Source organism: Actinobaculum suis, from assembly GCF_900618115.1.
GTDB classification, from domain to species: domain Bacteria; phylum Actinomycetota; class Actinomycetes; order Actinomycetales; family Actinomycetaceae; genus Actinobaculum; species Actinobaculum suis.
Map to the genome: position 1 here is coordinate 1286797 of NZ_UYIO01000001.1, position 24933 is coordinate 1311729.

At 56.0% G+C, this 24933-nt stretch carries 18 protein-coding genes and 1 tRNA gene; 8 read left to right on the forward strand and 11 right to left on the reverse strand.

Translation table 11 applies throughout. The annotated features are described in order from the left end of the window. Positions 1-13 precede the first annotated feature (13 nt). Complete coding sequence (locus H8274_RS05295) at positions 14-832, forward strand: polyprenol monophosphomannose synthase (RefSeq protein ID WP_407706101.1); 819 nt, start codon at positions 14-16, stop codon at positions 830-832. Between the two features lie 339 nt (positions 833-1171). On the opposite strand, the gene H8274_RS05300 is transcribed toward H8274_RS05295, so the two are convergent. Further along, positions 1172-1531: an RNA polymerase-binding protein RbpA gene (locus H8274_RS05300; RefSeq protein WP_074662135.1), complete on the reverse strand. Its 360-nt coding sequence runs from the start codon at positions 1529-1531 to the stop codon at positions 1172-1174. 549 nt (positions 1532-2080) lie between these two features. Here H8274_RS05300 and H8274_RS05305 point away from each other — a divergent pair. After that, positions 2081-5845: a S8 family serine peptidase gene (locus H8274_RS05305; RefSeq protein WP_185934028.1), complete on the forward strand. Its 3765-nt coding sequence runs from the start codon at positions 2081-2083 to the stop codon at positions 5843-5845. A 155-nt stretch (positions 5846-6000) separates the two neighbouring features. On the opposite strand, the gene H8274_RS05310 is transcribed toward H8274_RS05305, so the two are convergent. The 4 genes from H8274_RS05310 to H8274_RS05325 form a co-directional block, all read right to left on the reverse strand. After that, positions 6001-6576, reverse strand: a complete 576-nt coding sequence (locus tag H8274_RS05310) for a MerR family transcriptional regulator (protein WP_269429217.1) — start codon at positions 6574-6576, stop codon at positions 6001-6003. 307 nt (positions 6577-6883) lie between these two features. Continuing rightward, positions 6884-7906 carry an adenosine deaminase gene (gene add / locus H8274_RS05315; RefSeq protein ID WP_185934029.1) on the reverse strand — a complete coding sequence of 341 codons (1023 nt, stop codon included), beginning with the start codon at positions 7904-7906 and terminating at the stop codon, positions 6884-6886. Positions 7907-8141: 235 nt separating this feature from the next. Beyond that, positions 8142-8969, reverse strand: coding sequence for a transcriptional regulator FtsR (gene ftsR / locus H8274_RS05320; RefSeq protein ID WP_185934030.1), 828 nt, complete (start codon positions 8967-8969; stop codon positions 8142-8144). 475 nt (positions 8970-9444) lie between these two features. Next, entirely contained in the window at positions 9445-9894 is a 450-nt protein-coding gene (locus H8274_RS05325; protein ID WP_185934031.1) for an FHA domain-containing protein, read from the reverse strand. Positions 9895-10103: 209 nt separating this feature from the next. Between H8274_RS05325 and H8274_RS05330 the strand changes: the two genes are divergently transcribed. The 5 genes from H8274_RS05330 (at position 10104) to H8274_RS05350 (ending at position 16890) form a co-directional block, all read left to right on the forward strand. Beyond that, positions 10104-10180 (forward strand) — tRNA-Pro (locus tag H8274_RS05330). Positions 10181-10348: 168 nt separating this feature from the next. Beyond that, the gene (locus H8274_RS05335; RefSeq protein WP_074662242.1) at positions 10349-11287 is read left to right on the forward strand and encodes a sugar-binding transcriptional regulator; all 939 of its coding nucleotides are present in this window, start codon (positions 10349-10351) and stop codon (positions 11285-11287) included. A 75-nt stretch (positions 11288-11362) separates the two neighbouring features. Beyond that, on the forward strand, positions 11363-13123 hold the full coding sequence (locus H8274_RS05340; protein ID WP_185934032.1) for an ABC-ATPase domain-containing protein: 1761 nt from the start codon (positions 11363-11365) through the stop codon (positions 13121-13123). A gap of 82 nt (positions 13124-13205) precedes the next feature. Next, positions 13206-15995 carry a phosphoenolpyruvate carboxylase gene (gene ppc, locus H8274_RS05345; RefSeq protein ID WP_185934033.1) on the forward strand — a complete coding sequence of 930 codons (2790 nt, stop codon included), beginning with the start codon at positions 13206-13208 and terminating at the stop codon, positions 15993-15995. A 277-nt stretch (positions 15996-16272) separates the two neighbouring features. After that, positions 16273-16890, forward strand: coding sequence for a TetR/AcrR family transcriptional regulator (locus H8274_RS05350; RefSeq protein WP_185934034.1), 618 nt, complete (start codon positions 16273-16275; stop codon positions 16888-16890). A 340-nt stretch (positions 16891-17230) separates the two neighbouring features. On the opposite strand, the gene H8274_RS05355 is transcribed toward H8274_RS05350, so the two are convergent. From H8274_RS05355 to H8274_RS05380, 6 genes are all read right to left on the reverse strand, one after another. Beyond that, entirely contained in the window at positions 17231-17542 is a 312-nt protein-coding gene (locus H8274_RS05355) for an antibiotic biosynthesis monooxygenase family protein (RefSeq protein ID WP_185934035.1), read from the reverse strand. A 116-nt stretch (positions 17543-17658) separates the two neighbouring features. Next, a complete protein-coding gene (locus tag H8274_RS05360; RefSeq protein ID WP_049619089.1) occupies positions 17659-18765 on the reverse strand; it encodes a sugar kinase in 1107 nt (368 codons plus the stop codon). Continuing rightward, a complete protein-coding gene (locus tag H8274_RS05365) occupies positions 18762-19412 on the reverse strand; it encodes a bifunctional 4-hydroxy-2-oxoglutarate aldolase/2-dehydro-3-deoxy-phosphogluconate aldolase (RefSeq protein ID WP_049619090.1) in 651 nt (216 codons plus the stop codon). Before H8274_RS05365 ends, H8274_RS05360 begins: the two co-directional genes overlap by 4 nt. Positions 19413-19414: 2 nt before the next feature. After that, positions 19415-20530 carry a mannonate dehydratase gene (locus H8274_RS05370; RefSeq protein ID WP_049619091.1) on the reverse strand — a complete coding sequence of 372 codons (1116 nt, stop codon included), beginning with the start codon at positions 20528-20530 and terminating at the stop codon, positions 19415-19417. Beyond that, positions 20530-22134 carry a mannitol dehydrogenase family protein gene (locus H8274_RS05375; protein ID WP_185934036.1) on the reverse strand — a complete coding sequence of 535 codons (1605 nt, stop codon included), beginning with the start codon at positions 22132-22134 and terminating at the stop codon, positions 20530-20532. Before H8274_RS05375 ends, H8274_RS05370 begins: the two co-directional genes overlap by 1 nt. Continuing rightward, positions 22131-23546 (reverse strand): gluconate:H+ symporter, encoded by a 1416-nt coding sequence (locus H8274_RS05380; RefSeq protein ID WP_244924533.1) that lies wholly within the window; start codon positions 23544-23546, stop codon positions 22131-22133. Before H8274_RS05380 ends, H8274_RS05375 begins: the two co-directional genes overlap by 4 nt. Positions 23547-24043: 497 nt before the next feature. Between H8274_RS05380 and H8274_RS05385 the strand changes: the two genes are divergently transcribed. Next, on the forward strand, positions 24044-24898 hold the full coding sequence (locus H8274_RS05385) for an IclR family transcriptional regulator (RefSeq protein WP_083078674.1): 855 nt from the start codon (positions 24044-24046) through the stop codon (positions 24896-24898). Positions 24899-24933: the final 35 nt, after the last annotated feature.

The window sequence follows — 24933 nt, forward strand, 5'->3', positions numbered from 1 at the left end:
GCAGGAGAAACGTATGGATACGAATAACACTTCTCGGTCACGAAAACTCGCCAATATTATGAAAACCCTGGTCATTATCCCCACCTATAACGAGGCTGAGAACCTAGAAAAAATCGTGGCGCGCACGCTGGCCTCCGTGCCCGAAGCAGACATTTTGATTGTGGACGATAACTCTCCGGACGGCACCGGCCAGATCGCGGACGAACTTGCCGCCCAACACGAAACCGTGCAGGTAATGCACCGAACGGAAAAAGATGGCCTGGGCCGGGCCTATATTGCTGGCTTTCGTTGGGCGCAGGCGCGCGACTATACGCACGTAGTGGAAATGGATGCGGACGGTTCCCATCATCCCGAACAGTTACCGCTGCTTTTGGAACGGGCAGCGATGAGCGATGCCCCGGATCTGGTGATCGGTTCGCGGTATGTGCGAGGCGGCAAAATTGATGGTTGGTCCGCGCCGCGGCTCGCACTTTCCCGCGCCGGAAATGCTTATATTCGCCTCATGCTCGGCCTACCGGCTTCTGATGCGACGGCAGGTTTCCGGGTGTATCGCCTGGATGCTTTGCGCAAGCTTGACCTGGACCGCGTAGAAGCACGCGGATACTTCTTCCAAACCGATATGACGGATCATGTGCATCGCGCAGGTGGGCATATCGTAGAAATGCCCATCACGTTTTCGGAGCGGGAAGCTGGCGAATCAAAGCTTTCCGGTGCGGTATTTACCGAGTCTTTTAAGCGTACGACGGCGATGGGCGTGAAACGGCGCGGAAAGCAACTAACAAATGCACTTAACAATGCACGCGAAAAGCTAGGGGAGCGCTTCCGCAAATAGACTTCCGTAAATAGGCTTCCGCAAATAGGGCTCCAGGGCTTCCGAGCTCTACCCAACAGAAAACTTCTGAGATGCTTTTTAGCTCCCAGAGCAGTAGTTAGCAGCAGTTAATAACTTCCGAAATGGTTTAACTTCCGAGGTGGCGGTTAGGGATAGTTTCCGGAGTAAGAAGGCTCCCGGAGTGGTAGTTCTGGAAACCAGATTCACTCCGGGAGCCTAGAATTTTTGCGAAAGCCGCTTGGCGTAAGCCGCCTGGCGAAAGCCGCCCAGCGGAAAATCGCTTGCTAGTACCTATTTGGTAGTACCTATTTGGTAGTGGCTAGCCTATTTAGTAGCGGTTTAGCGATGCCGGCCCACGCCAATATGCAATTGGCCGGTCCGCAAAAGCTCCAAACGCTCATCGAGTAGAACTTGTAGATCTTCGATCTTGCGGCGCTCGAGCAACATGTCCCAGTGCGTCCGCGGGGGCTTTGCCGGCTTGCGATCGTCTACGCCTTCGCCTTCCACGAGTTCGCCTTCTTCACCGCACCGGCACGTCCAGGCCACCGGCACTTCAGCTTCGGCCGCAAGCGCCACCTGGAAAAGGTGACCTTCCGAGCACCGGTATTTCACCGTCTTGCGCTCTGCGAAGGCAACATTCTTGTCGGTTTCCAGCGAACTTGTGCCGATGCGCATCCCGCGCAAAGATCTCTCCGCCATCCATCCTCACTTTCTGGCTGATTTCGCCGGGTCATGGTTTACCTACCCACAAGGTTAAACGGTAAGGGGCAGTATTTTTGTTCCCGCACCCGCAAAACGGCTGTCATAAGCCAATAAAACGGGCTTGACGGAATTGCCACCACCACACCCTAACCGCCGATAATGTATATTATGTCAAATTCGCTCGAGGTGGAAGGCAGCCGCTAGATCTGTCCGAAAAACGGCTGTAACAACTTCTCAGATATCGTCCTAACCACTTCCCTGAAGTATTTCGTTTCCGCAAAAACCACTCTCGGCCAAAATCTGCCGGAAATCGGCTACAAACAAGAAAATCTTTCCTGCTGCATTCTACCTGTTGCGGTCTGGACTTTACCTGTTGCGGTCTGGACTTGCCCGCAAAGCCTGCAAAGCCGAAGGCAACAAAAACTGCCCGCCGGCGGAAAACGACGAAAGTTCCCGCTGTGCAAAACATGCTGAGACGCCACCCGGATGTGATCCAGCTTTCTACTAATCTTTCACTACCTTCTTCGATGTTAAGGAAGTGAAAGTATGGCCAAAAATATTTCGCGGCATTGGCTTGCTGCGAGCGCTACCGTGGCGGTGGTGCTGAGTGGCTGGAGTGGGTTTATCCCTTCTGCATCCGCTGCAGAACCCTCTGATGCCACGGAAACGCAAAAGCGAATTGACGTTAAAACGCTAATTCAAGAAGCGGATGGTAATCCGCGGTTCACCGGAAAATGGTTTGTAGAACTCGGCTCGCAGCCGGTGGTGCGCGGTGGTAACCCGGGCGTGATCCGCAATGAGCAAAGCTCCTTGAGTCAAAAGGCTGAATCTGATGGAGCGGAAGTCGAAAATACTTTCCAGCAGATTTGGAACGGGGTTACGGTACAGGCTGATTCGACGCAGATCGCGGCTATTGCGGAAGATGCGGGCGTACGCGCCATCTACCCCGTGGTCACCGTAGACCGCCCAGCCCCGGTGGAATCGAAAGCTGAAATGAACCGGCCGGGTGAAACTCCGGATATGTTCTCGGCACTGGATGCTACCGGAGCGCGCCTCGCCCACGAAACTGGTTATACGGGCAAGGGCGTGCGCATCGGCATTATCGATTCGGGTATTACTCTGGACCATCCGGCTTTTGGAGGTACGGGCGTGGCCGGAACCGCGCAGTTCCCGAATGCCAAAGTGGTAGCCGGTTATGACTTTGTGGGCGATGCCTATAACGGTGATCCAGGGAGCGTGAAATATAATCCGGTGAAAACTCCGGATGCGATCCCCAATGATTGCGGTCTGAACGGGCACGGCACGCACGTTGCCGGTATTGCCGCCGGGAACGATCCGGCCAGCGGCTTTTCCGGGGTTGCTCCGGATGCAGTAATCGGCGCTTATCGTGTGTTTGGCTGCGAGGGTTCCACGGATTCTGACATTATGCTCGACGCCATGGAACAGGCCGCGAAAGACAAAATGGACGTGGTGAATATGTCCATTGGTGCCTCTTTTGCCACCTGGCCTAACTACCCCACCGCCGTCGCCGCCCAAAACTTGGCGAACAGTGGCGTTACGGTAACGGTTTCGCAAGGAAATTCGGGGGCTAACGGGATCTTTTCCGGAGGTGCTCCGGCCGTGGCCCAGAACGTAATTTCGGTCGGCTCGGTAGATAACACCTACGTAATGCAAAAGTCTTTGCTTTTCAATGAGAAAGCGGAAGGCTTCTTGCCGGTAGAAGGTGTGCCGGCCGCGCCCACTTCAGGTTCCTTAGAAGTTGTGGCTTATCCGGAAGGCAAAAAGACGGGCGCGGTAGATCTGGACGGCACACCTTTTGAAGGCAAAGCCGTGCTGATCGAACGCGGCCAGTCCACTTTCTATCAGAAGGCAATCGCCGCCCAAAAAGATGGCGCGGCAGCCGTGATTCTCTACAACAATACGGCTGGATTCCTGGGCGCTACCGCTGCTCCCCCGGCTGGTGAACCGGAAGTCACGATTCCCGTGGTAGCCGTAACTGCAGAACAAGGTAAAGCTTTTGAAGCTGCGGTGGCGGCCGGCAAGGCAACTCTCACTTGGCAGGATAATCAGCAGGTGAAAACCAAGAGCCCCACGGGTGGGCAGATTTCCGATTTCTCCTCCTGGGGTTTGGCGGCAGATCTGAGTTTGAAACCAGATGTGCTGGCACCGGGCGGCAATATTTATTCCTCCTATCCGCTTGATTCTGCAGAAAGCCCCACGTGGGCGTCGATTTCGGGAACGTCTATGGCGGCCCCGCATGTGGCCGGTGCCGCAGCTGTCCTCTTGCAAGCTAATCCGAACCTCGATCCGGAACAAGTCCGAGCGGTTATGCAAAACACGGCACAAGTGCAGACGGTGGATGGGCAGCCGGCGAGCGTGAAATCCGCAGTGCACCGCCAGGGTGCCGGTTTGCTGGATCTTCCGGCCGCAATCAAGGCCGCCCAAGCAAACGGTGCTTCCGGCACGCAAGCGCAGGCGTCCTACGTCACCCCATCAAAGATTTCTCTTGGCGATTCCGATAAGAATCCGCCCACTACTCTCAGCTTGCACAATGCCAGCGATAAGGCTGTTACCTACGCGATTGGTGGGGTGAGCGACGCCGTCGCCACTTATGGTTATCCGGATACTCCCGCTACCGTGCAGGGAACGGACGCGAAGGTTTCTGCCTTCCCGCACGAAGTAGTAGTGCAGCCGGGCCAAACGGGCACGGTAACAGTTTCGATTACGGAACCGACGAATGTGCCGAAGGGTAGTATTTATGGCGGCTACGTAGTGGTTGCGGGTAACGACGGTTCGGTGAGCCGCGTGCCTTTTGCCGGGCTGTTTGGGGACTACGAAAACGATTTGCAGTTCTTGCACACCACGTGGACGGTGGCAGATGTGAATCCGGCCTTGGCTAAAGCCAATCCGCAATATGCCGATACCCTCTACTTCACGCCGGCTTTGAAGGTGCTTTCCAAGTGCCCGCAAGCTGAACTGATGCGCGATGGTTTCTGCTACGACGAAAAGGCCGAATACGACTATTCGCCCGATAATGGCGATTACGTGTACACGCTCGATAAGGCCACCGGGAACTATCCGACCCTTGAATACCATCTCGATTCTCCGGCAAAGACGGTGGAAGCACGGGTTTACCATGCTAACGAGGATGGCACGAAGGGCGAACCGATTTCTCCTTACAATGTGATTCTCCGTCACGATGGTAACGGGCGGACGCCGAAGGCTACCGAGCTGTTCTGGGACGGCACTTACGTGCAGGCGAAGGACGACGTTACCGTGCAACATGCAGCGCCGGGCCGTTACGTTATCGAGCTGGTGGTAACCAAGGGGCTGGGTGAAGCTTCCACTGCGCCAAGTGGTAAGACCCTGCCCGGTTTCACGCGGGATGCGAATACGGAAACCTACGTTTCGCACGCCTTCTGCTTGAAGCAGTGCGATGTGCCGGCACCGAATGCGAGTGCGGAGCCTACCGCGGAGCCTTCCGCGGATGCGTCGGCAGCACCGAGTGCGGAACCCACCACGGGTACGACGCCGGGTGCCGACCCCTCGCCCACCGCGGAACCGAGTGCTGCGCCGAGCACCGAGCCGAGTGCTGAACCAAGCGCCACTCTGACCGCACCGAAGCCGCAACCAGCGCACGGCGTCTTCTACGCCAATGCGTGGGGCCAGCCCGCTGCGGATGAAATAGCGCCCTACGGGATTCCTGGCGACGAAATGTTCTTCGGCGATTGGGACGGAGATGGTACCGATACCCCATTGGTGCGCCGCGGGAACCAGTTCTTGGGTACGAATAGCCGTACCGGCGTAGCCGAATTCTCCTTCTTCTACGGAGATGCGGACGACCAAGTACTCGTGGGCGATTGGGACGGCGATGGCCGGGACTCGATCGCGGTAGTGCGCGGCAATAAGGTGTACACCCGCAATACGCTGACGAGCGGGGTCGCCGACGCGGTTTACGCTTACGGTAACCCGGGAGATACCTTGCTCGCCGGCAACCTGAACGACGATCCAACCAGCGAACTCGTAGCTGTACGCGGAAACCGTGTGTTCGTGCAAGGCGATCTGGCCGATAGCCGCGCCCGCACAGACTTCTACTACGGCAATCCCACCGATTCCTTCTATCTGGGTCATTGGAACGGAACCAGCAAGGATTCGATTGCGGTACGCCGCGGCAATACTTTCTTCCTCAAGAACGAGCTGGGAAGTGGCCGCGCGGACGCTACCTACAGTTATGGCAACCCCACCGATTCCTTCTACGTTGGTGATTGGAACGGAGATGGGACCGCTACCCCAGCGGTAAACCGCCGCTAAAGCTGGTAGATACGAAAAGAACCCGGGAGAACAAAATAGTTCTTCCGGGTTCTTGGTATCTCCGCAAGCCTCAGTATCTCCGCAGGCCTCCGGTGCCCCCGCGGGGTTTTTGATCTTGGTGTTTCAGTGAAGCTTCTATGCTTTCCGTGAAGCTTCTATGCCTTGCGGCGAGCTTTTTCAGCGCGTTTCTTTGCGAGTTCGTCTTCTACGAGGGTGGCAGATTCATGTTCGGCCCGTTCGGTAGGAAGTTCCGCGAGGGTGCCTTCCACTTCATTCCAGACCTTGCCCACGGCGATTCCGAAAACGCCTTGCCCGCCTTTTACCAGGTCAATTACTTCCTCATCGGAGGTGCATTCATACACGGAAGCACCGTCAGACATCAGGGTAATGTTCGAAAGCTCTTCCACACCGCGTTCTTTGAGCTGGCTGATAGCCTTACGGATTTGCTGCAAGGAGACCCCGGTATCCAAAAGCCGCTTAACTACCTTTAGAACGAGGATGTCACGGAAGGAATACAAACGTTGGCTGCCGGAACCGGAAGCGTTTTGAATCGAGGGCGAAACCAGCCCGGTTCGATCCCAATAATCTAGTTGCCTGTAGGTAATGCCCGCGGCCTTCCCCGCTACCGGCCCCCGATAGCCGGTTTCACTATCGAGATGCGGAAGTGGATCGCCAAAGAGCATAGGTTGGGTGCGCATATTCGGCTCCTGGTGTGCTCTGGCGTCACTCATCATCTACTCCGTTTCATCGCGTGGAAACTTACGGCCATCATCGGCGGTTCCCACCGGGCTTACCGTAAGACTGCCTCAACCGTACAACAGGCAGAAAGAACACGGCGGACCATCGTGCGGCGTGTCGAAACCTCAAGTTCGACTTGAAGGTTTCTCTAGGTGTTCTGGCAAGTTTCCTAAAACCTCCGCCAGTCTACCTACTTTTATACCTGGACCTGGGTATAACCCTCCGCTCAAACGTGGTTCCGTTTTTGGTCCGCCGTGTAGCGCTTCTTGCTCCGCCGCGCGAGCTCGCGGCGTTTAGTGCTTAAGCTTCCTGTTGATACCGTTTTTCTGTGGCATCAATCTCTGCCAGGATTTCCTGCTTCAGCATCGGCGTGGCCCACGAACTGCGCACCGCGTTACGCGCCAAATTGGCAAGGAAGGCGTTATCCAGTTCTCCCTCATCGGCCACACGCTGGTAGTTTTCGGCTATATAGCCGCCAAAGTATGCCGGATCGTCCGAGTGCACAGAAATTTCTACACCATCGGTCACGAGCTGCTTGATTAGCTCGACCTTCGAAGAATCTGAAACCCACGTATTAGAAATCGGGCAGGAAGTAAGGCCAATTCCCCGTTTCTTCACCTCGGCTACCAGTTCGGGCGCCTCGACGATGTTCGTGCCGTGGTCAATTCGGTCCACCCCGATCGTTTCTATAACTTGCCGGATGTGGTTCACCGAGTTTTTGATATCGACGTCGCAGTGCATAGTGAGGAGGAAACCTTCTGCGCGGGCCCGCGCGAAAACTTCCGCAAACTTTTCCGGTGGGTTTCCGGTTTCGTCAGAATCTAGGCCGACGCCGATAATCCAGTCCCGGTACGGCAGGGCTTCCAGGAGGGTGGCCATAGCAAATTCTGCTTGGAAATCACGCAGGAAGCACATGATGAGCCCGGATTTAATTCCGAACCGGCGGTCAGCTTCCAATTGCGCCCGGTGCAGGCCGGAAATTACGGTGTGGAAAGGTACCCCGCGGGCCGTGTGGGCTTGCGGATCAAAGAACATTTCCACGTAACGCACGTTTTGGGCGGCTACGCGTTCGAAATATGCCATGGCGAGGTCATAAAAATCTTGGGGCGTGAGAAGCACCCGCATGCCTTCGTAGTAGGCATCCAAGAAACTCGCTAGGTCGGTAAACTGATAGGAATCTTTGACTTCTTGTTCGGTTTTGTAAGGAATCTCGACCCCGTTGCGCTCTGCCAGCTTGAACTTCAAATCGGGTTCCAAAGTTCCTTCAATATGTAGGTGCAGTTCCACCTTCGGTAGGTCACGTACGAAGGGTGAAATCTCCATGTGTGTATCTCCTCTACTAAACGGAGTGTAGATCCAGCCGTTATCCGTTATGTGTTTAGCTTAGCGAATCAGCACCTGGAAACCGTAACCTTTTTGGAACCACAGCCTTTTTTGGAACCACGGCCTTTCGGAAACCGTAGCCTTTTTTTGGAAACCGTAGCCTTTTTGGAACCGCAGCTTTTAGGTTTTAGCAACGAGATACTCCAGCTACGCGTATTTTGGCGGCGGAGCGATATTAGCGCAGCTCGACCTCGATATTTTCGGTTAGCAAAGCACGGTAAAGATGGCAGATTTTCTGGGTGGCATCATCGGTTCGGGCAATCGCGCGTTCGCGGGCTGCCGGCGTTTTCTTTGCCAGCTGCGGGCCGAGTTGGGCCAGCACGGTATGTGCGTGTGAGCGCGCCGAAGTGCGTATGGTTTTAATGGAATGCAGGTCAAACCCGGCCTCCAAAAGCAGTACCGAGTAGCGCACAATCTCCGGTGCTTGGGCCGAGAGCCGGCCGCGCGCATCGGTTTGCAAAATCCCGGCATCTACCAAAGCATCCACCGTGGCAACATCAGTGCCCGTAATATTTATTACTTGAGAAACCGTAAGCCGCTCTCCCGGCTGCGGGCGGCGCGTTTCATTATCGGCCACCGCGTGCATTTTTTGCGGATGGTGTTCGATCAAACCCGCGTCCAGCTGGCGCAGTTCTTCCCGGATTTGGTCCAGCGGTAAGTAGCGGTCGCGCTGTTCACGCAAAATAAAACGCAAGCGCTCCACATCCGATTGGGAAAAGAGCCGCTGGTTCGTGGCCGTGCGATGCGGATGCAAGAGATCAATAGATTCGTAGTGACGGATCTTCGAAACCGAGAGCATAGGGAATTCTGCAGCGAGCAAGCGCCGCACCTCCCCTATCCGGAACTGTGGCTTTTGCGAAAGATCGTGCGGCCATTGCGTACCGGTCTCTGCGCGTGGGGCCGCGCCCGAAACGGGTGCACCCGATGCGGGCGTGGCTGGCGCGGGTGCAAGGCGATGGTCGCTTCGCCGCGCCGCATGTGCGGCGCTACTCTGGATTGCCATATTGCCCCCTGCTACGCAGATCACTTCTCAGTTACCACTCCCGCTACACCTCTTGTGGCTTGGTGCCTGCCTCGTTCCGGGCATTCCACCCAGCCTTTGGCATTACGCCTGGCATTTGTGCGGCTTTTTTGCGCGGCGTTATTTCGGAGGTAAAACCCCACGTCAAAGCGCAAATTCGCGGACTCAAGAAATTATATACACAGCGTCTGGGGTAAATGTGAGTACGTACGTCCTAGTTTTAAACACCAAATAGTTTAAAGTTCCACAATGGCGATGGCGGCGTACCGCGTCGTGATTGTCGCCCTACCGGTCCCCGGATTGCCCGACTGGCACCCCTATTGGACTGCATCCCTATTGGGCTGCATCCCTATTGGGCTGCGTCCCTATTGGACTGCATCCCTATTGACCTATTGGGGCGGCGCCAATCTCGCGTCGTCGCCCCGCGGGCGTTACGTTCGCCAATGTACCGGTAACGCTAGGCAGTGGCGGGCGAGGCGTAATAGGTAAGCCGGAATTTTCCGATCTGGATTTCATCCCCTACCTGCAGCACGGCCTCATCCACGCGTTCACGATTTACATAAGTGCCGTTCAAAGATCCCGAATCACGGACCTTGTATCCGCCAGGAATGCGCAAGAACTGGGCGTGCCGCCGCGATACGGTTACATCGTCCAAGAAAATATCGGAACGCTGGTGACGCCCCGCATTTGTAACCTCCGCGTCCAGCAGGAAGCGGGCCCCCGAATTTGGGCCAGACTGCGAAATCAAAAGTGCCGACCCTGCCGGGAGGGCTTGAATGGCCGCTAGTTCTTCGGTGCGCAAGGTGCGATCAGCGAGAGGCTGTTCGAGTTGCGCTCCAATGGCTGAGAACTGAGTTGTTTCCTTAGGATCTCCCCCGGTTGAACGGGGATCGAACTGTTCCACCATGATGCCTCCTCGCTCTCCCTGCGTGTATGCCTGTAGATTGCGGGCGGTGAGCCCGCGAGCTATCGCTAATTTTTCGATAACGATCTTATAACGAAACGGCGCCGAACTCTAGCAACGAACTCGGCATGCCGTGTGAGCCGGCTCTCTGAAGCCTCAGAAGTTTGAAAAAGCTCGGGCCGGTGGTGTAATCTCAGGTGGTCAAAAGAAGACGGGCTATGGCGCAGTTTGGTAGCGCACTTGACTGGGGGTCAAGGGGTCGTGGGTTCAAATCCCGCTAGCCCGACCAAGCACCGGAATTAGTGGTGGATCAAATACAGAGCAGATCCCCGGTTTCCCTAGGGAAACCGGTAAGATTATCCCTAAAGCACATTGTCTTTAAAACAACATCGGCGCCTCAACGAGGTGGTGCCATTTCGCAGAGAACGTTATGGGTGGTGTCGGAGGGGAACGATACGTGGATAAGCGTGATGAAGATGCGCTTGAGGCCGTAAAGCTTTACTACCGGAACGGGTTGAGTCAGGCTCAAGTTGCGAAAGAACTCGGGGTCTCCCGGCCCACTGTTGCCAAACTCATTCAACACGGTAGAGCCAAAGGTTTCGTTTCGATTGAAATTCATGATCCGCGTGAAACCAGCTCTGAACTCGGTGATCGTTTGCAGGAAAGATTCGGGTTGCAAGAAGCCGTGGTCACGTACCGTTCCACTACGGCCTGCGCAGACGTGTTGGAAGAGATTGGGCGGGCCGGAGCTGAGCTACTCTCCCACCTGGTCCGCGATGGAATGTCCGTGGGGATTTCCTGGGGCCAAACCATGTACTCGATTGCCGAGCATCTCAAACCGCGCACACTCTGTGATATCGACGTCGTGCAACTAAAAGGCGGATCGTCTCACTCCGATCACTCCACTCTAGATTTCGAAACCCTGTACCTGTTTTGCCAGGCCCTGAACGGCACCGCCCACCCTCTCCCCCTCCCCGTAGTTTTCGATGACGTACGCACGAAAAACGTTGTGGAAGCAGACCGGCACATTGCCGAAATCCTCGATATGGGCCGCAACACAGACCTCGTAGTTTTCACTGTGGGATCGGTGCAGCCTTCGTCTTTGCTTCTAAATCTGGGCTACTTTACGGAGAAACAAAAAGAAGAACTGCTTAGCCGCGCGGTCGGGGATGCCTGTTCACGTTTCTACACTCGCACCGGCGAAATAGCTGTGCCTTCGATTGACAAGGTAACGGTGGGGATCACCTTGGAGGAACTTGCTAAACGACCGCTACGGCTCTTGGTGGCCGGTGGGATGCGCAAGGTGGAAGCGATATACACGGCACTAAAAATGGGGCTCGCTACGCACCTCGTTACGGACCGCCCCACCGCTACCCGCATCTTGCGGCACCGATAAAAATCCTGCGGTACCTATTTTCACACCTGCGGGTTTTCTGTTTTTGGGGCGGGCCGGCACCCCTACAATAGACTCATGCCCAGAGCTCATGACCTTGCAGATACCCTACGCCTTATTGATGGCAAACCATACGGTGCCTACCGGGATGCGGTAGGCCGGTACGACGTCGGAGGCGGGGTGACGATCTGCCTAGACAAGGCCCAGCGGGACCCATTCGCTCCCCCTTCCCCCGTGAGGATCTGCCTGACGCCCGAAGTAGCACAAATCCCTGCCGAACTCATAAGTGACCGGCGCGGGCGGGTAGCCACAGCCGATTTCCTCACGCGCTCTTTCTGGGAGGGGATTCGGCGCGCCGGTTTTGACCGGCCCAGCGGCACCGGAAGCTCCGGAAAAGTAGAAATTGACCGGCCCGGCCAAGAAGTTCTCGAAAGAGCAAGCCTGGTAATCACGCCCGCGGGCACGGTGGAAGCCCGCCTCTATGTAGGTTTGCCGGCCTCCGGGCGGCGCGTACGCGGGCGGGAAGCGGCGCGCCTGCTCGCTGAAGATCTTCCGGATCTGGCCGAAGATTTTCTGCGCTACGACCGGATCGACGGCGCCGCCCTGCGCCACGCTGTTACTTTGTATCGCGATCAGGAAGCTGTACGCGATCAGCTCGCTTCCCGCCAACTCGTAGCCTTTGTGGGTGATGGGGCGATTTTACCGCGCTGGTCTGGCGCCTCCGATCTGCCTTTACCCGCCGATGCGGGAGCGATTGCCTTTGCCAGCCCGGAATCTTTACGCGTTAGTTTCGAGCTTCCTTCTGGCGGCACCGTTACCGGCATGGGCATACCGGAAGGAATCACGCTGATTGTAGGCGGGGGTTATCACGGCAAATCGACCCTCTTGCGTGCCCTGGAACGCGGCGTTTATGCCCACGTTGCCGGCGATGGGCGCGAATGGGTCATCACCCGCGCCGATGCGGCGGCGATCCGCGCTGAAGATGGCCGTGCCACCACCGGTACCGATATTTCGATGTTTATCAACAATCTGCCCAGCGGGGCCGATACGAAACATTTTTCGACGCCGAACGCCTCCGGTTCTACTTCCCAGGCCGCGAACTTGGCGGAAGCGGTAGAAGCCGGGGCCAGTGCCCTGCTTATTGACGAAGATACTTCGGCCACTAATTTCATGATTCGGGATGAAAGAATGCGCGAACTGATTCCCGATAATCGGGAGCCAATCACGCCTTTCGTGGCTCGCGTGCGCGAATTGTATGCGCGCAGCGGCGTTTCCACAGTTTTGGTGGCCGGTGGATCTGGAGCCTTCTTCGACGTCGCCGATGTGGTAATTGCCATGGATGCCTACCGGCCGACTGATGTAACTGCCCGCGCCCACGAAATTAGCGGCTCTTCCCCCACCACCCTGCGCCCGGATACTGACGGCGGGCTCTCCGTTTCAGGATCCGCGGGAAACGAGGTTCCCATGCGAGATTCGCACCCGCGCAAGTTGGGCCGGCATTCCTTGCCCTATGCCACGGGCGGAAAGCCCCGGCCGCCGCGGGCACGCGGCCTCGATGCCATCCAGATGGGAAAGATCACGATTGACCTTTCGGCCCTCACCCAACTGGTCGATTCTTCCCAAACCGAGGCAATTGCTCGCGCAATCACCCTGATTGCGGACAAAGCCGATGGCGAGCTGACCATTCGGGAAGCTGCGGAAAAGGTAGATGAACTCATTGCGGAACGCGGCCTGGACGCGCTTGCAAACCATCGCGGCCACCCGGGAAACCTCGCCCGCCCGCGGGTATTGGAAATCACCGCCGCCATTAATAGATTTAGAGGCTTAAAGCTTGCCTGAACGATACTTTTTTCTGAGACGGCCCAGAAAAAATTCTGGCTCGGGCGGTAAGGTGAACAAGTCAGATATCTAGGAGGTGCTCATGAGTGTTACTTCGTTTGGTAGTTCCGAGAATGAAGAAGATGTAGATGCCCCGTTGCGCGCAGCGGTACGGCGGCTCACTACGCTTCTCGGCGAAGAAATCGAAGAGCAACATGGTGTTGACGTACTGAATCTAGTGGAACGGGTACGTTCAGCTTCGCGGGATCTGGATGCGGACGAAGCCGCCTCCGAGCTCCAGCGCGGGATCGATGCCTTGCCACTAGACCAAGTGATTATCCTGACCCGTGCGTTCTCGCAGTATTTCCTGTTCGCTAATGCCGCAGAACAGGTAATGCGTGTCCGTTCCATTCCGGATCAAGACGATCCGGAATCCTGGATTCCGCGGGCGGTGCGCCGCATTGTGGAGCAATGCGGAACCGAAGCCCTGCAGGACGTCGTCGAAAAACTAGACGTGCGGTTGGTATTTACCGCCCACCCCACTGAAGCACAACGCCGAGCTTTGCTTACGAAGCTGCGGCGAATTTCCGAAATCGTGGGTGAGACTACGGAACCGGAATCGGAAGCACGTATGCGGCAAGACCGCGAACTAGCCACGCTGATTGAAAGTATCTGGCTTACGGACGAACTGCGCCGCTTCCAACCCACTCCGATGGACGAAGCCCGCAATGTGATGTGGTACTTGCGGAGCCTGTACTTGGATACGCTCCCGAAACTGCTCACAATCTTGCGCGATGAGCTTGCCAAATACGGCGTGCAATTAGCTGATGGTGCCCAGCCGGTACGTTTCGGATCGTGGATCGGCGGCGATCGAGACGGCAACCCGTATGTGACCCCGCAGGTTACGCGGGAAGTTTTGCAACTGCAGTCCATCACCGCAATCGATATTGCGATTGAGCTGATCAATCGTTCCATGCTGATGCTTTCGGTTTCCTCGACCTTGACGGGTGATGATCCGGAGCTGCGGGCTTCCTTGGAAAAGGATTACGAATATCCGGGCCTGGTTGATACCACCCAGCGGGATATGTATGAAGAAGAGCCGTACCGGATCAAGCTTGGCGTTATGCGGGAAAAACTGCGCCGCACCGGCAAGCGTATCCGCGAAGGAACTCCGCACGAGCCCGGCTATGACTATGCCGAAGGCGCGGAAATTAAAGCTGATTTCCAGCTGATTCGGGATGCTTTACGCCGCCACGGTGGCCACCGGATCGCCGATTCGGAGCTTTTGGTAGCCCAGCAAGTCACGGAAGGCATGGGCCTTTCCTTGGTCACGCTGGATATTCGGGAGCATTCTGAAAAGCATCACGATTTGCTGGCAGAACTATGCGACCGGTTCATTTCTCCGGAAGACAAGCCTTACGGGAAGCTAACCCGCAAGGAACGTACAGAATTCCTGGCAAATGAATTGGCAACCTGCCGCCCGCTCGTACCTTCTACTATCGGCCGCGAAGACAGCCCGATTTCAGCCGAAGCACGCAAGACTTTCGAAGTTTTCCAGGTGATTAAGGAATCCCAGGAAATCTACGGTAAGGACTGCATCGAAAGCTACATCGTTTCCATGACGCACGGCGCAGACGATATCCTCGCCGTCGCCCTGCTTGCCCGGGAAGCTGGGCTGGTGAGCTTGGAAGGTGACCGCAAGCATGCCGATATTGGTTTCGTGCCGCTCCTCGAAGAAATTCCGGAACTGCAGGCCGCGGGAGAAATCCTCACCGAACTGCTAGAAAATCCGCAATATCGGGAGATTGTGCGGATGCGCGGAGACGTGCAGGAAATCATGCTCGGCTACTCGGATTCTAATAAGGACGCCGGCGTGGTGACCTCCCAATGGGAGATCCACCGGGCGCAGCGCGAACTGCGTGATGTTGCCGCGCGTTACGGAATCCAGTTGCGCCTCTTCCACGGCCGCGGTGGCTCCGTGGGCCGCGGTGGCGGGCCTACATATGAATCCATCCTGGGTGAACCGGCGGGTGTACTGGACGGGACGATCAAGTTCACCGAACAAGGTGAAGTGATTTCGGATAAGTACACGCTTCCCGAGTTGGCACTGGAAAACCTTTCGCTTTCCGTGGCCGCCGTTATGGAAGGTTCGACCATTCACAAGACGGCCCGGCTCTCCCGCTCCCGGCAAGATTCCAATACGGAAATCATGCAATACGTGAGCGATGAAGCATACAAGGCCTACCAGGAGCTGGCACAAGATCCGGATCTGCCGGAATACTTCGTGCAATCCACTCCGGTGGAACAGCTCGGGGATATGAAGATCGGTTCGCGACCTTCCAAACGGACGACGTCGGAGAAAGGGCTGGATGGCCTGCGGGCTATCCCCTGGGTATTCGGATGGACGCAATCCCGGCAGATTGTGCCCGGGTGGTACGGGGCCGGATCTGGTATCAAGGCCGCACGAGAAGCCGGATATGGAGACGCCCTGCGAAAAATGCAGGACGAATGGGTGTTCTTCGCGGCCACCATTTCGAATATCGAAATGACGCTGAAGAAAACCGATTTGGATATTACGAGTTACTACGTAGAATCCTTGGTCGATCCGGAACTGCACCATATCTTCGATAAGATTCGGGCGGAATACGAGCTAACCGTGGAACAAATCGAGTGGCTCGTATCCGAAAATAAGCTTCTGAGCAACCAGCCCGTGCTGCGGCGCACCCTGGATGTACGAAATCGGTACCTCAACCCGATCCACTTCATGCAGGTGGCAATGCTCAAGCGAGTACGTGCCAATGAAAACCCGGATTCGGAAGAAGTTCAGTACCATACGCGGGCGCTCCTAACCACGATTAACGGTATTGCCGCTGGCATGCGCAATACCGGTTAGAGCTCCTTCACTTACCGCGAATACGGTAACCACCCCCGCAACGCTTCAAAACGAAGAGTTTTTCGAGCGTTGCGGGGGTATTTACGCTATCAAGATATCTATTTTCCTGGTTGAATAAAACTATCTTCCATAAACGATTTCGGCTAAAATCTGCAGAAAGAAGGGAATAGAGACGCGAGATCGTTTTCCTGTGAAGATGCTGAGAGAGATTGTCTATTTTTCTCAAATAGCGCAGGTTAGACCTTATAAAACCGAAAAAATAGCTAGGATGGAACGCGTGAAAGATTCAAGACCTAAAAAGGTAGGCCGCAAGCAGCGTTTTAATGCGGACGACGTCGTCAAGGCTGCTCTTGAGATTGGCGTACATGAGTTCACGATGAATGACATTGCAGGGAAGATCGGCGTGGCAGCACCTGCCGTCTACCGTATTTTCTCCGGCCGTCAGGAAGTCGTGGAAGTGGCAATTCAGCACGCACTTCGGCAACTACAGCCGGTAGAAAGCGGTTTGGATTACAAGACCACACTGATTGAACTGAGTAAAGAATACACCAAGCTCTTCGACGAATATGAAGGCTTGGCAGACGAGCTAGTGGGTGATCCCCGCCTCGTAGTTTGGTCTTGCAATGCGATTGAACCGGCCATCGCTAATTTGATGGATGATGGTTTTGACCAGGATGTTGCCTCTTTCGTGGTCACTCTGGTTGCCGGCCAAACCGCTCAGCACCACGCCTTGCAGGCAAATGCTCCCGATAGTGTAGATGAGGATGCGCAGGCGCGCTTCGAACGCGATACTCCGCTCACGGCGGCGTACGTAGAGAAGCTTGCCCAGCAGTCTCCGGAAGGAACTCCCGGATTCCTCACTCTCATTATGGAATGGGCTGACGAGCACGCATAAATAACAACACCGTACTCCGAGGTATTGCGCGCACGCAAAGTTGCGTGATTTCGAGGAACCGGTCCCGGCGTGATTATCCCTTGCAAAAATAAATACAACGCTAACTAGAAATATAGTCAGCACCGCCTGCTTTGCAGATCGGCTCACTCGGTACCCGCTCCGAATTAATTCTCAGTGGTGAGAAAATTCGGGGCGGCGGTACAAAGTGGGAGAAAAGATTTGGTAAAGCAGGCGGTTTTATTGTGCCGATAAAACCATACGGCTGGCTAAACCACGCAGCTAACGAAACCGTACGGCAAAAACAAAACCACGCAGCTAACAAAAGCGCGCGCCGGCAGGGTTACTTGCCGGCCACTTCCGTATCTTCGACGGTCTCGAAATTCATGAGCGTTATTTCCATGCCGGTATTCTGCGGCTGTTTTGCTGGATCTGGGCGAGTATCGCGCCATTCCATGTATTTATTGAAGGCCTCTTCGCTCTCCCATTCGGTTACCACGTAATAGCGGTTTTCGCCTTCTACCGGGCGCATTAACTTGAACGCCCAGAAGCCTTCCATAGTGTCTACCATTTCGGCCCGGTGAGCGAAACGTTCCTCGATCATCTTCTCGGCACCTTGCGGATAAGACAGGGCACAGATATTCACAAAAGTCATCGCCACTCCTTTATGTCTACTTACGAAGTTCCGTGAACATGGCAAAAGTATAGGCGGTGGGGTGTGAGGGCAGGTAGCCCTCACACCCCACCGCTGGGAAATATGGTAGCTACAGTCTAGCGCTTCACGCGCGCCGAGCCACCGGCTGCCAGGTTTTCGATTTCCTCGAGGGAGGCCATCGTGGTGTCACCCGGCGTCGTCATAGCCAGCGCACCGTGGGCCGCGCCCAGGTTTACTGCCTTTTCGATATCGCCGGTTTCCATGATCCCGTAGATAAGGCCGGAAGCGAAGGAATCACCGCCGCCTACCCGGTCAAAGATTTCCAGGCCGTCGCGCTGGCGTGCCTGCACGAAGCCTTGACCCTGCATCCAGGCCACCGCTCCCCAATCATTGATGGAGGCGGTACGTACCTGGCGCATGGTGGTCCCAATTGCCTTGAAGTTCGGGAAGGTTTGCGTGGCCTTCTCGATCATCTTGCGGAAGGATTCCACCTGCAGGTTATCCAGGTTTTCGTTGGCGCCTTCGATCTCCAGGCCGAGGGAAGCCGTGAAGTCTTCCTCGTTGCCGATCATGACGTCTACGTACTGGGCCAGATCCCGGTTTACCTCTTGGGCACGGGCCTTGCCTCCATGGTCCTTCCACAGGGAAGAACGGAAGTTCAGATCGTAAGAGATCACCGTTCCGTATTCCTTCGCCTTGGCCATTACAGCGCGGGCCGTCTGGGCGGTCTGTTCCGAAAGAGCGGTGTAAATACCGCCGGTGTGTAGCCACCGTACACCCAGTTCTCCGAAGAGATAATCCAGATCGAAATCTTCTGGCTTGGCCTGGGAAATCGCGGTGTGGCCGCGATCGGAGCAACCGACCGCCCCGCGGACCCCGAAGCCACGTTCCGTGAAGTTCAGGCCATTACGGGCGGCCTGGCCGATACCATCATCTTCCACCCAGTGGATGAATTGGGTATCCAGACCACCTTGCAGGATGAGATCTTCGAGCAGCAGGCCCACTTCGTTGCGGACCAGTGCCGTGAGGATCGCACCCCGTTTGCGGAATGCCCGGCGGAAGCCGCGAGCCACGTTGTACTCGCCGCCACCTTCGGAGGCCGCAAAAGTGCGAGCCGTACGAATCCGGTAATCGCCCGGATCTAGCCGCAGCATCACCTCGCCAAGCGAGACGACGTCATAAGTCGTCTCCTCAGCGGATTTAACCTTAAGTTCTTCGCTCACTGCGCAGTCTCCTTGACTTTATCAATTGCTTCTTTAGAAAGGCGCGTGATCTCCTCAAATTTGTGTTCGTTGATGAGGGCGCGCTTGACCGTCCAGGATCCGGAAACGGACGCGATGGCCGGATCCGAAATCCACTCGGTGATGTTGTTGGCATTCACTCCGCCCGAAGGGACGAAGAGAAGCTCAGGGAACGGTCCGCGCAAGGCCCGAACCATCTTCAGGCCACCAGCTTCCCCACCGGGGAAGAACTTGACGGCACGCGTGCCGTATTCCAGAGCCGCCATGATTTCCGTGGCTGTCTGCAAGCCCGGAAGATAGGGAATATTGCGTTCGATGGCAACCTCGGCCACGGCTTCGCTCCAACCTGGGCTAACGAAGAACTTCGCCCCCAGATCGGCCGCTTCCTCGGCCCATTCCCGGTTGAGAACCGTGCCGGCTCCCACCGTCATGCCCGCAACTTCAGACATTTTCTGGACGGCTTCGCGGCCAGCTTCGGTCCGGAAAGTGACCTCGGCGCAGTGAATACCGCCAGCAACTAGTGCCTCACCGGTGGCGACGGCGTCGTCCGCATTATCGATGACGACGACGGGGATAACCGGATTGGCCTCCAAGAACGGTAGTACGTCAGGAAGTTGTTTTTTCGCCATAATTAGTTGCTCGCCTTCTCCTTTTGCTTCTTGGTGGCGTCCCAGAGCCCGAGTAGGTACTGGGTGCCGAGCGCACGATCGTAGAGCGGGTAGCCCGGACGGCCTTCTTCGCCCCAGATCATCCGGCCGTGGTCGGGCCGCACGTACACCTCATAGGGTTGCCCAGCGTCGGCCGCAGCCTTCTCGACGTCGTAAATCGCTTCCACGGCTTCTTCCATCGGAAGGTCACCGGTACGCGAAAGGTGCGGAGCTTCCTTGAAGGTACGCTCCGAGAAGTGCTTCACATTACGCAAGTGCGAAGCGACGAGCCGGCCACGCTTACCCACATGACGCAGGATCGCAGCCACATCGTTATTCACATTTGAACCCAGCGAGCCAATGCAAACGCACAGGCCGTGCGCCGGCGAATCGTTAAGATCGAGAATCCGATCAATATCTTCCAGGCTCTTGTACACCCGCGGAATGCCAAACAGATCCCACGCCGGATCGTCAGGATGGCAAGCCATGCGGATTCCGACCTTTTCACATGTCGGAATAATGGCATCCAGGAAGTACTTCCAGTTTTCTAGAAGCTTCTCCCCCGTCATGCCCTGGTACTTTTCCATAACCTCATCGAGGTGGGAAAGACGTTCGGGTTCCCAACCCGGCAAGGTGAGCCCGCCGGAGCCTTCCGCCGTCTTGGCCACGATGTCATGCGGAGTCATGCCCTGGATTTCGTCTTCATCATAGAAGAGCGAATTGGAGCCATCTTCCGGATCCACGTGGGCCAGATCGGTACGCAGCCAGTCGAAAACGGGCATGAAGTTGTAGACGATAACCTTTACGCCAAATTCGGCCAGGTTTTCGATCGTCGTCTTATAGTTCTCGATATATTCATCGCGGCTGGGAAGCCCGAGCTTAATATCTTCGTGAACGTTGACGGATTCGATAACTTCGCATTCCAGGCCCGCGGCATGGACGCCGTCTACCAGCTTCTTAATTTCGTCCTTTTCCCAGTTCTCACCTGCTTCTTTGTAGGCGAGAGTTCCCATAATGCCGGAAACACCGGGGATCTGCTTGATGTACTGGAGCGGAATCGGGTCGTTTCCTTCACCGTACCAACGGAACGTCATTTTCATTACTTGCTAATCTCCTCGTGAATAGTTGCGCGAACAGCGCCGGGGCCGGCGACCATGCGAGTAAACAGGGCCTCTACCCTGCTCGCGAGTGGAGTGGTGTAGAGATCCAGGCCAAAGATATTGGCATTAGAGAGGATGGGCTGAAGTACCGCGTGGGCATCCACGGGCTGGCCCAGCTTGACATCCTTAAGCAGCGCCTGGAGTTCTTCCAGGAGCGGGTCGGAGGAAGGTTCGAAGGCCTCGCCGTCGTCGGCGACTCCTAGCAGGTAGCGGCACCAAGCGGCAAAGACCACCGGGATCGCAACCAAGCTGTCCATATCCAGCCCCCGCTTCTGGTACTCAGTGAGAGTGACGCCGAAGCGGATCGGCAGTTTTTGCGAAGTATCCATCGCAATACGCTGCGGAGAATCGGGCAGGGCTTGGTTCGGGAAGCGAACTTCCAGCACTTCCTTGAGGAATTCCTCCGGAGAAACGACGCCGGGATCGGTGACCACCGGCATCGCTTCTTGGTAACCGAGGATGTGGACGAGCCGCGAAAGATCTGCGTCCCGCATCTCGGAGTCAATGGTCGGGAAGCGCAAGAGGCATCCCGTAATGGCAAGGGCAGTGTGGAGCGGGTTGAGGCAGGTAGTAACCTTCATCCGCTCGAACTTATCGCAGGTTTCGCGATCAGTAAGGATCACGCCGTACTTCTCAAGCGGCGGGCGAGCACCCGCGAACTTATCCTCAATGAGCAGGTATTCTGCCGGTTCCGCATTCACGAAACCAGCCATTGGGGTGCGGCCTACAAGTTCGATCCCGAGGTTTGTAAACCCGAGTTCGGCGATCTGTGCCGCTACCTTTTCGGAAGGACGCGGGGTGATCTTATCGATCACGGTGATCGGGTAGGTGACGTTCTTTTCGTCTTCCAACCAGGCAACGAACTCTGCCGGAACCGCGCCGCGCTGCGCCCAAGCTTCCACAATCGTGGTCAGCGCTGTCTTCAGCACATCGCCATTGTGGGAGAAGTTATCGGTGGAGATAAGGGTGATTGGGGCTCCCCCGTTTTGGTACCGGGCGTAGAGCAGGCCCGCCAGTTCCACCATGGTGTGCAAGTGGTTCGAATCCGGCTCGTTTGCGAGTTCAGCAAGTACGTCTTCCCGCAGGTTGCCATGGGAATCAGTAATCACATAGCCCTTTTCGGTAATCGTGATGGTGACGATCGATACCTGCGGTTGGGTAAAGATTTCCCGCAAGCGTTCGTAATCTTCTTCGCGTTCCGAAGCTAGAGATTCGCAAATACCGGCAATTACGCGGTATTCGGTGGCCGCATTGGAAAGGGTGACGGCCAAGGTGAGATCGTCATATGCCCGCAAGGAACGTTCCAAAGATTCCGGGCCGCGCGGCTGCACCGCGGTAATCGGCCAGAACTCGCCATCGGCAAGGAGGTCGTCGGCAATACGGTTTTGGAAAACGCGGAAGATATTGCCCGCACCCAGGTGTACCCAACGCGGCGATTTCTTACCTTCGGCCTGCATCTTTGCCACGTCGAAGCGAGGAACCCGCACGCCGGCTTCGGCATACGCGGCAGCATCGGTACTGAGAGACTCAATATTTAATTTCATAGATTTATCACCTTTGATTGTAGTTCGCTCCCCGAGGAGCCTGGCTTTACACCCCGCGTTTTGCGATGTGCTATCAGCCTTCGCTTATATGAAGATCGAGCAGACCATGACATAGGCGAGACCGGTGATGGACCCGGTTGCAAGCAACCCGCCCCACGTAATGAGCGTTTCCTTGATCGAGAGATCAAAATACTCTTAAAGAGCCAGAAGGACGCATCATTGATGTGGGTCAAGAAGTTTGCCCCGCAGGCAGTAGCCAAAGTCAGCAAAGCGGGATTGATTGTGGAGATAATCATCCCCGTTGCCGGATCTGTGACAGCTCCCACAATTATACCAGCAGCTGTCATTGCCGCCACCACACCTTGGCCCGTGGCGAGCCGGATAATGACGGCTATCAACCACGCCATGATGTACGGCGAAACAGAGCCGGCCGTCATTAGGCCGCCAATATAATCGCCCACCCCGGAATCGAGTACCACTTGCTTGAATGCCCCACCCGCGCCGATGATCATAATGACGCCGGCAATGCTGGAAACACCAGAATTGAAACGCTCCATGTTCCAGTTCATATCGTGGCCCTGGCGGGTACCAAAGAGTACGAAGGCCAAGAGCAAAGCAATTGCCATAGCTACTTGGGAGGAGCCGAAGAAGTTCAGCCATTGCCCAAGCGTGCTTTCCTTATCTACAAAAATATTGCAGATGGTGACGGCGATCATAATGAGCGCCGGCGATAGCGGAACGAACAGAGAAACCGCAAACGAGGGCGGATTATCAATGACGACGTCCTCATCCTTGCGCATGAAATTGGGTACCGGCCGGCCCGTCATACCCGACCATTTGTGCAACAGACGCGGATAAAGGAAGCCACCCACGGCGATCATGCAGATCACCATAAGAATCCCCAGCAGGTAAACCGTGCCGTAATCGGAATGGTAGGCCTCGATCAGGGCTACCGGTCCGGGCTGCGGAGGGAAAATTGAATGCGCCACGGTTGCTGCCGCTACCCCGGTAACGGCCAGACTAAGCCAGGAAATCTTGGCTTCCCGGGCAATGGAAATAACGAGCGGGGCAAGCATGAGGAAAGCTACTTCGTAGAACATGGCGATTCCGAAGATGACGCCGATAATCGCTACCGCCACGCGAATAAACCGCACGCCGAATTTATCAATCAGCGTGCTCGCTAAAACATGTGAAGCTCCCGAATCGACCATGAGTTTGCCGATGATGGCCCCAAAAACCACAATGATCGCCAGCGAGCCGAGCGTGGAACCAAAACCTTTAGTGATCGAATCCAGAGCGGCGGAAGGGGTGAGCCCGTTCGCCAAAGCCACTATGACCGCGGCAAGGAGGAGCGCCAGCATGGAATTCCACTTGAATTTGATGTTTAAAACGAGCATTAGCGCAATGCCCACACAGAGCCAGAGTATTGGCATGAGTACCCCCAGTTACAATCTGGTTATAACGAATGCAGCGCGCTCGAAAGGGTGGCTGGCGGCCATGCCAGCGCGCTCTTCCGGGTGGGTGCCAGGCTGGGTCTTGCCCGACATCGTTTCACCATGCGAAACGCACGTTTAGCGGATGGAAACAGTTTACATGGTTTTTTAGATTTTTGGGCGTGCTTAGGGTCCTAAATTGTTGCGCTTTATACTTCATTTCCTCAAACCGGGTTGCTGTCGCTAAAATATGCCGTACATCGTTTTCTTTTCCGCGCACGATAAAAGCCCAGGCTGTGGCGCGGATATCTCGCACCCGCCGGGCTGAAAGTCAATGAAGCTGGCCGCAAGGTGCTGGCCCACAGGTAGCGCGCTGCGGCGCGCTATACATGATTTGTGGTGGATTGCGGGTGCATCAGGAGCCACCGGCCCGTGCGTTTTCGCAGCGGTAACCGGAGGCGTGTAAGGAGTTTTGTATGAGCGGCGAAGAGCAGCAGGCACGGCAAGAACCTATTAATGCCCGCGCTTTACGGGAGGCGCGTAGTAAACGGCGTGAACCGGTAAAGCGGCTGTCCTCAATTGACCGTGCTCTAACGATTATTGAGTATCTTGCCGAATGTGGCCCGCAAGGGGAAAGCTTGGGGGAAATTGCCGCTGCAATAGAAGCTAATAAAGCTACGGTGCATCACACGCTTTCTACTTTGAAGGCGCGCGAATGGGTAGATCAAGACATCGTGACCGGGAACTATTACCTGGGTGACGGCATCACTCCCCTGGTGAGATATGCCACTCGCACCGAAACTTTGTTGGAATCTATTCGCCCTGCCTTGCGCAGTATTTCGATTCGCTACAACGAACTGGTGCATGCCGGGATTCTGGTTAATGACAAGGTCCGCTATATCGATAAAGTAGAGCCCGCGCGAGCTATCCGAGTGGTTTCGTATGTGGGCCGGGAGGTTGCGGCGGCGACGACGGCGCTCGGCCGGGCTTTGCTCGGTGAGGCCGAACTGACGGACTCAGAAATTGATTGGTATTACGAACGCGTCCCCAGCTCGGCTCGCACCCTGGAATTGCGGCAGAGCTTTAAGGAGAATCTGCAGCGCGTGCGGCGCGAAGGCTGGGCCTACGAGTGCGAAGAAAACGAGACCGGGATTGCCTGTGTTTCCGTCCCGCTAAATCTTCCCGATGGCAGTAAGATCGCCGTTTCAGTATCGGCACCGGTAGAAAGGTTGCCTTTCGGGCGGGCCCGGAAGATCGCCTCCGGCATGGTGGAAGAGTTTGAAAAGCTCCCCGCTTCCGCGCACATCGTGCTCCCGGCCGCCCTGCACTAGGCCAGCCCGATTGGAAGCGTAACGCCAGGCCGATT

Excerpts from the sequence above, each read along its gene's own strand:
- H8274_RS05295 (WP_407706101.1), top strand. The coding sequence starts at position 14 with ATGGATACGAATAACACTTCTCGGTCACGAAAACTCGCCAATATTATG.
- H8274_RS05300 (WP_074662135.1), bottom strand. The coding sequence starts at position 1,531 with ATGGCGGAGAGATCTTTGCGCGGGATGCGCATCGGCACAAGTTCGCTG.
- H8274_RS05305 (WP_185934028.1), top strand. The coding sequence starts at position 2,081 with ATGGCCAAAAATATTTCGCGGCATTGGCTTGCTGCGAGCGCTACCGTG.
- H8274_RS05310 (WP_269429217.1), bottom strand. The coding sequence starts at position 6,576 with ATGAGTGACGCCAGAGCACACCAGGAGCCGAATATGCGCACCCAACCT.
- add (WP_185934029.1), bottom strand. The coding sequence starts at position 7,906 with ATGGAGATTTCACCCTTCGTACGTGACCTACCGAAGGTGGAACTGCAC.
- ftsR (WP_185934030.1), bottom strand. The coding sequence starts at position 8,969 with ATGGCAATCCAGAGTAGCGCCGCACATGCGGCGCGGCGAAGCGACCAT.
- H8274_RS05325 (WP_185934031.1), bottom strand. The coding sequence starts at position 9,894 with ATGGTGGAACAGTTCGATCCCCGTTCAACCGGGGGAGATCCTAAGGAA.
- H8274_RS05340 (WP_185934032.1), top strand. The coding sequence starts at position 11,363 with ATGCCCAGAGCTCATGACCTTGCAGATACCCTACGCCTTATTGATGGC.
- ppc (WP_185934033.1), top strand. The coding sequence starts at position 13,206 with ATGAGTGTTACTTCGTTTGGTAGTTCCGAGAATGAAGAAGATGTAGAT.
- H8274_RS05355 (WP_185934035.1), bottom strand. The coding sequence starts at position 17,542 with ATGACTTTTGTGAATATCTGTGCCCTGTCTTATCCGCAAGGTGCCGAG.
- H8274_RS05365 (WP_049619090.1), bottom strand. The coding sequence starts at position 19,412 with ATGGCGAAAAAACAACTTCCTGACGTACTACCGTTCTTGGAGGCCAAT.
- H8274_RS05370 (WP_049619091.1), bottom strand. The coding sequence starts at position 20,530 with ATGAAAATGACGTTCCGTTGGTACGGTGAAGGAAACGACCCGATTCCG.
- H8274_RS05375 (WP_185934036.1), bottom strand. The coding sequence starts at position 22,134 with ATGAAATTAAATATTGAGTCTCTCAGTACCGATGCTGCCGCGTATGCC.
- H8274_RS05385 (WP_083078674.1), top strand. The coding sequence starts at position 24,044 with ATGAGCGGCGAAGAGCAGCAGGCACGGCAAGAACCTATTAATGCCCGC.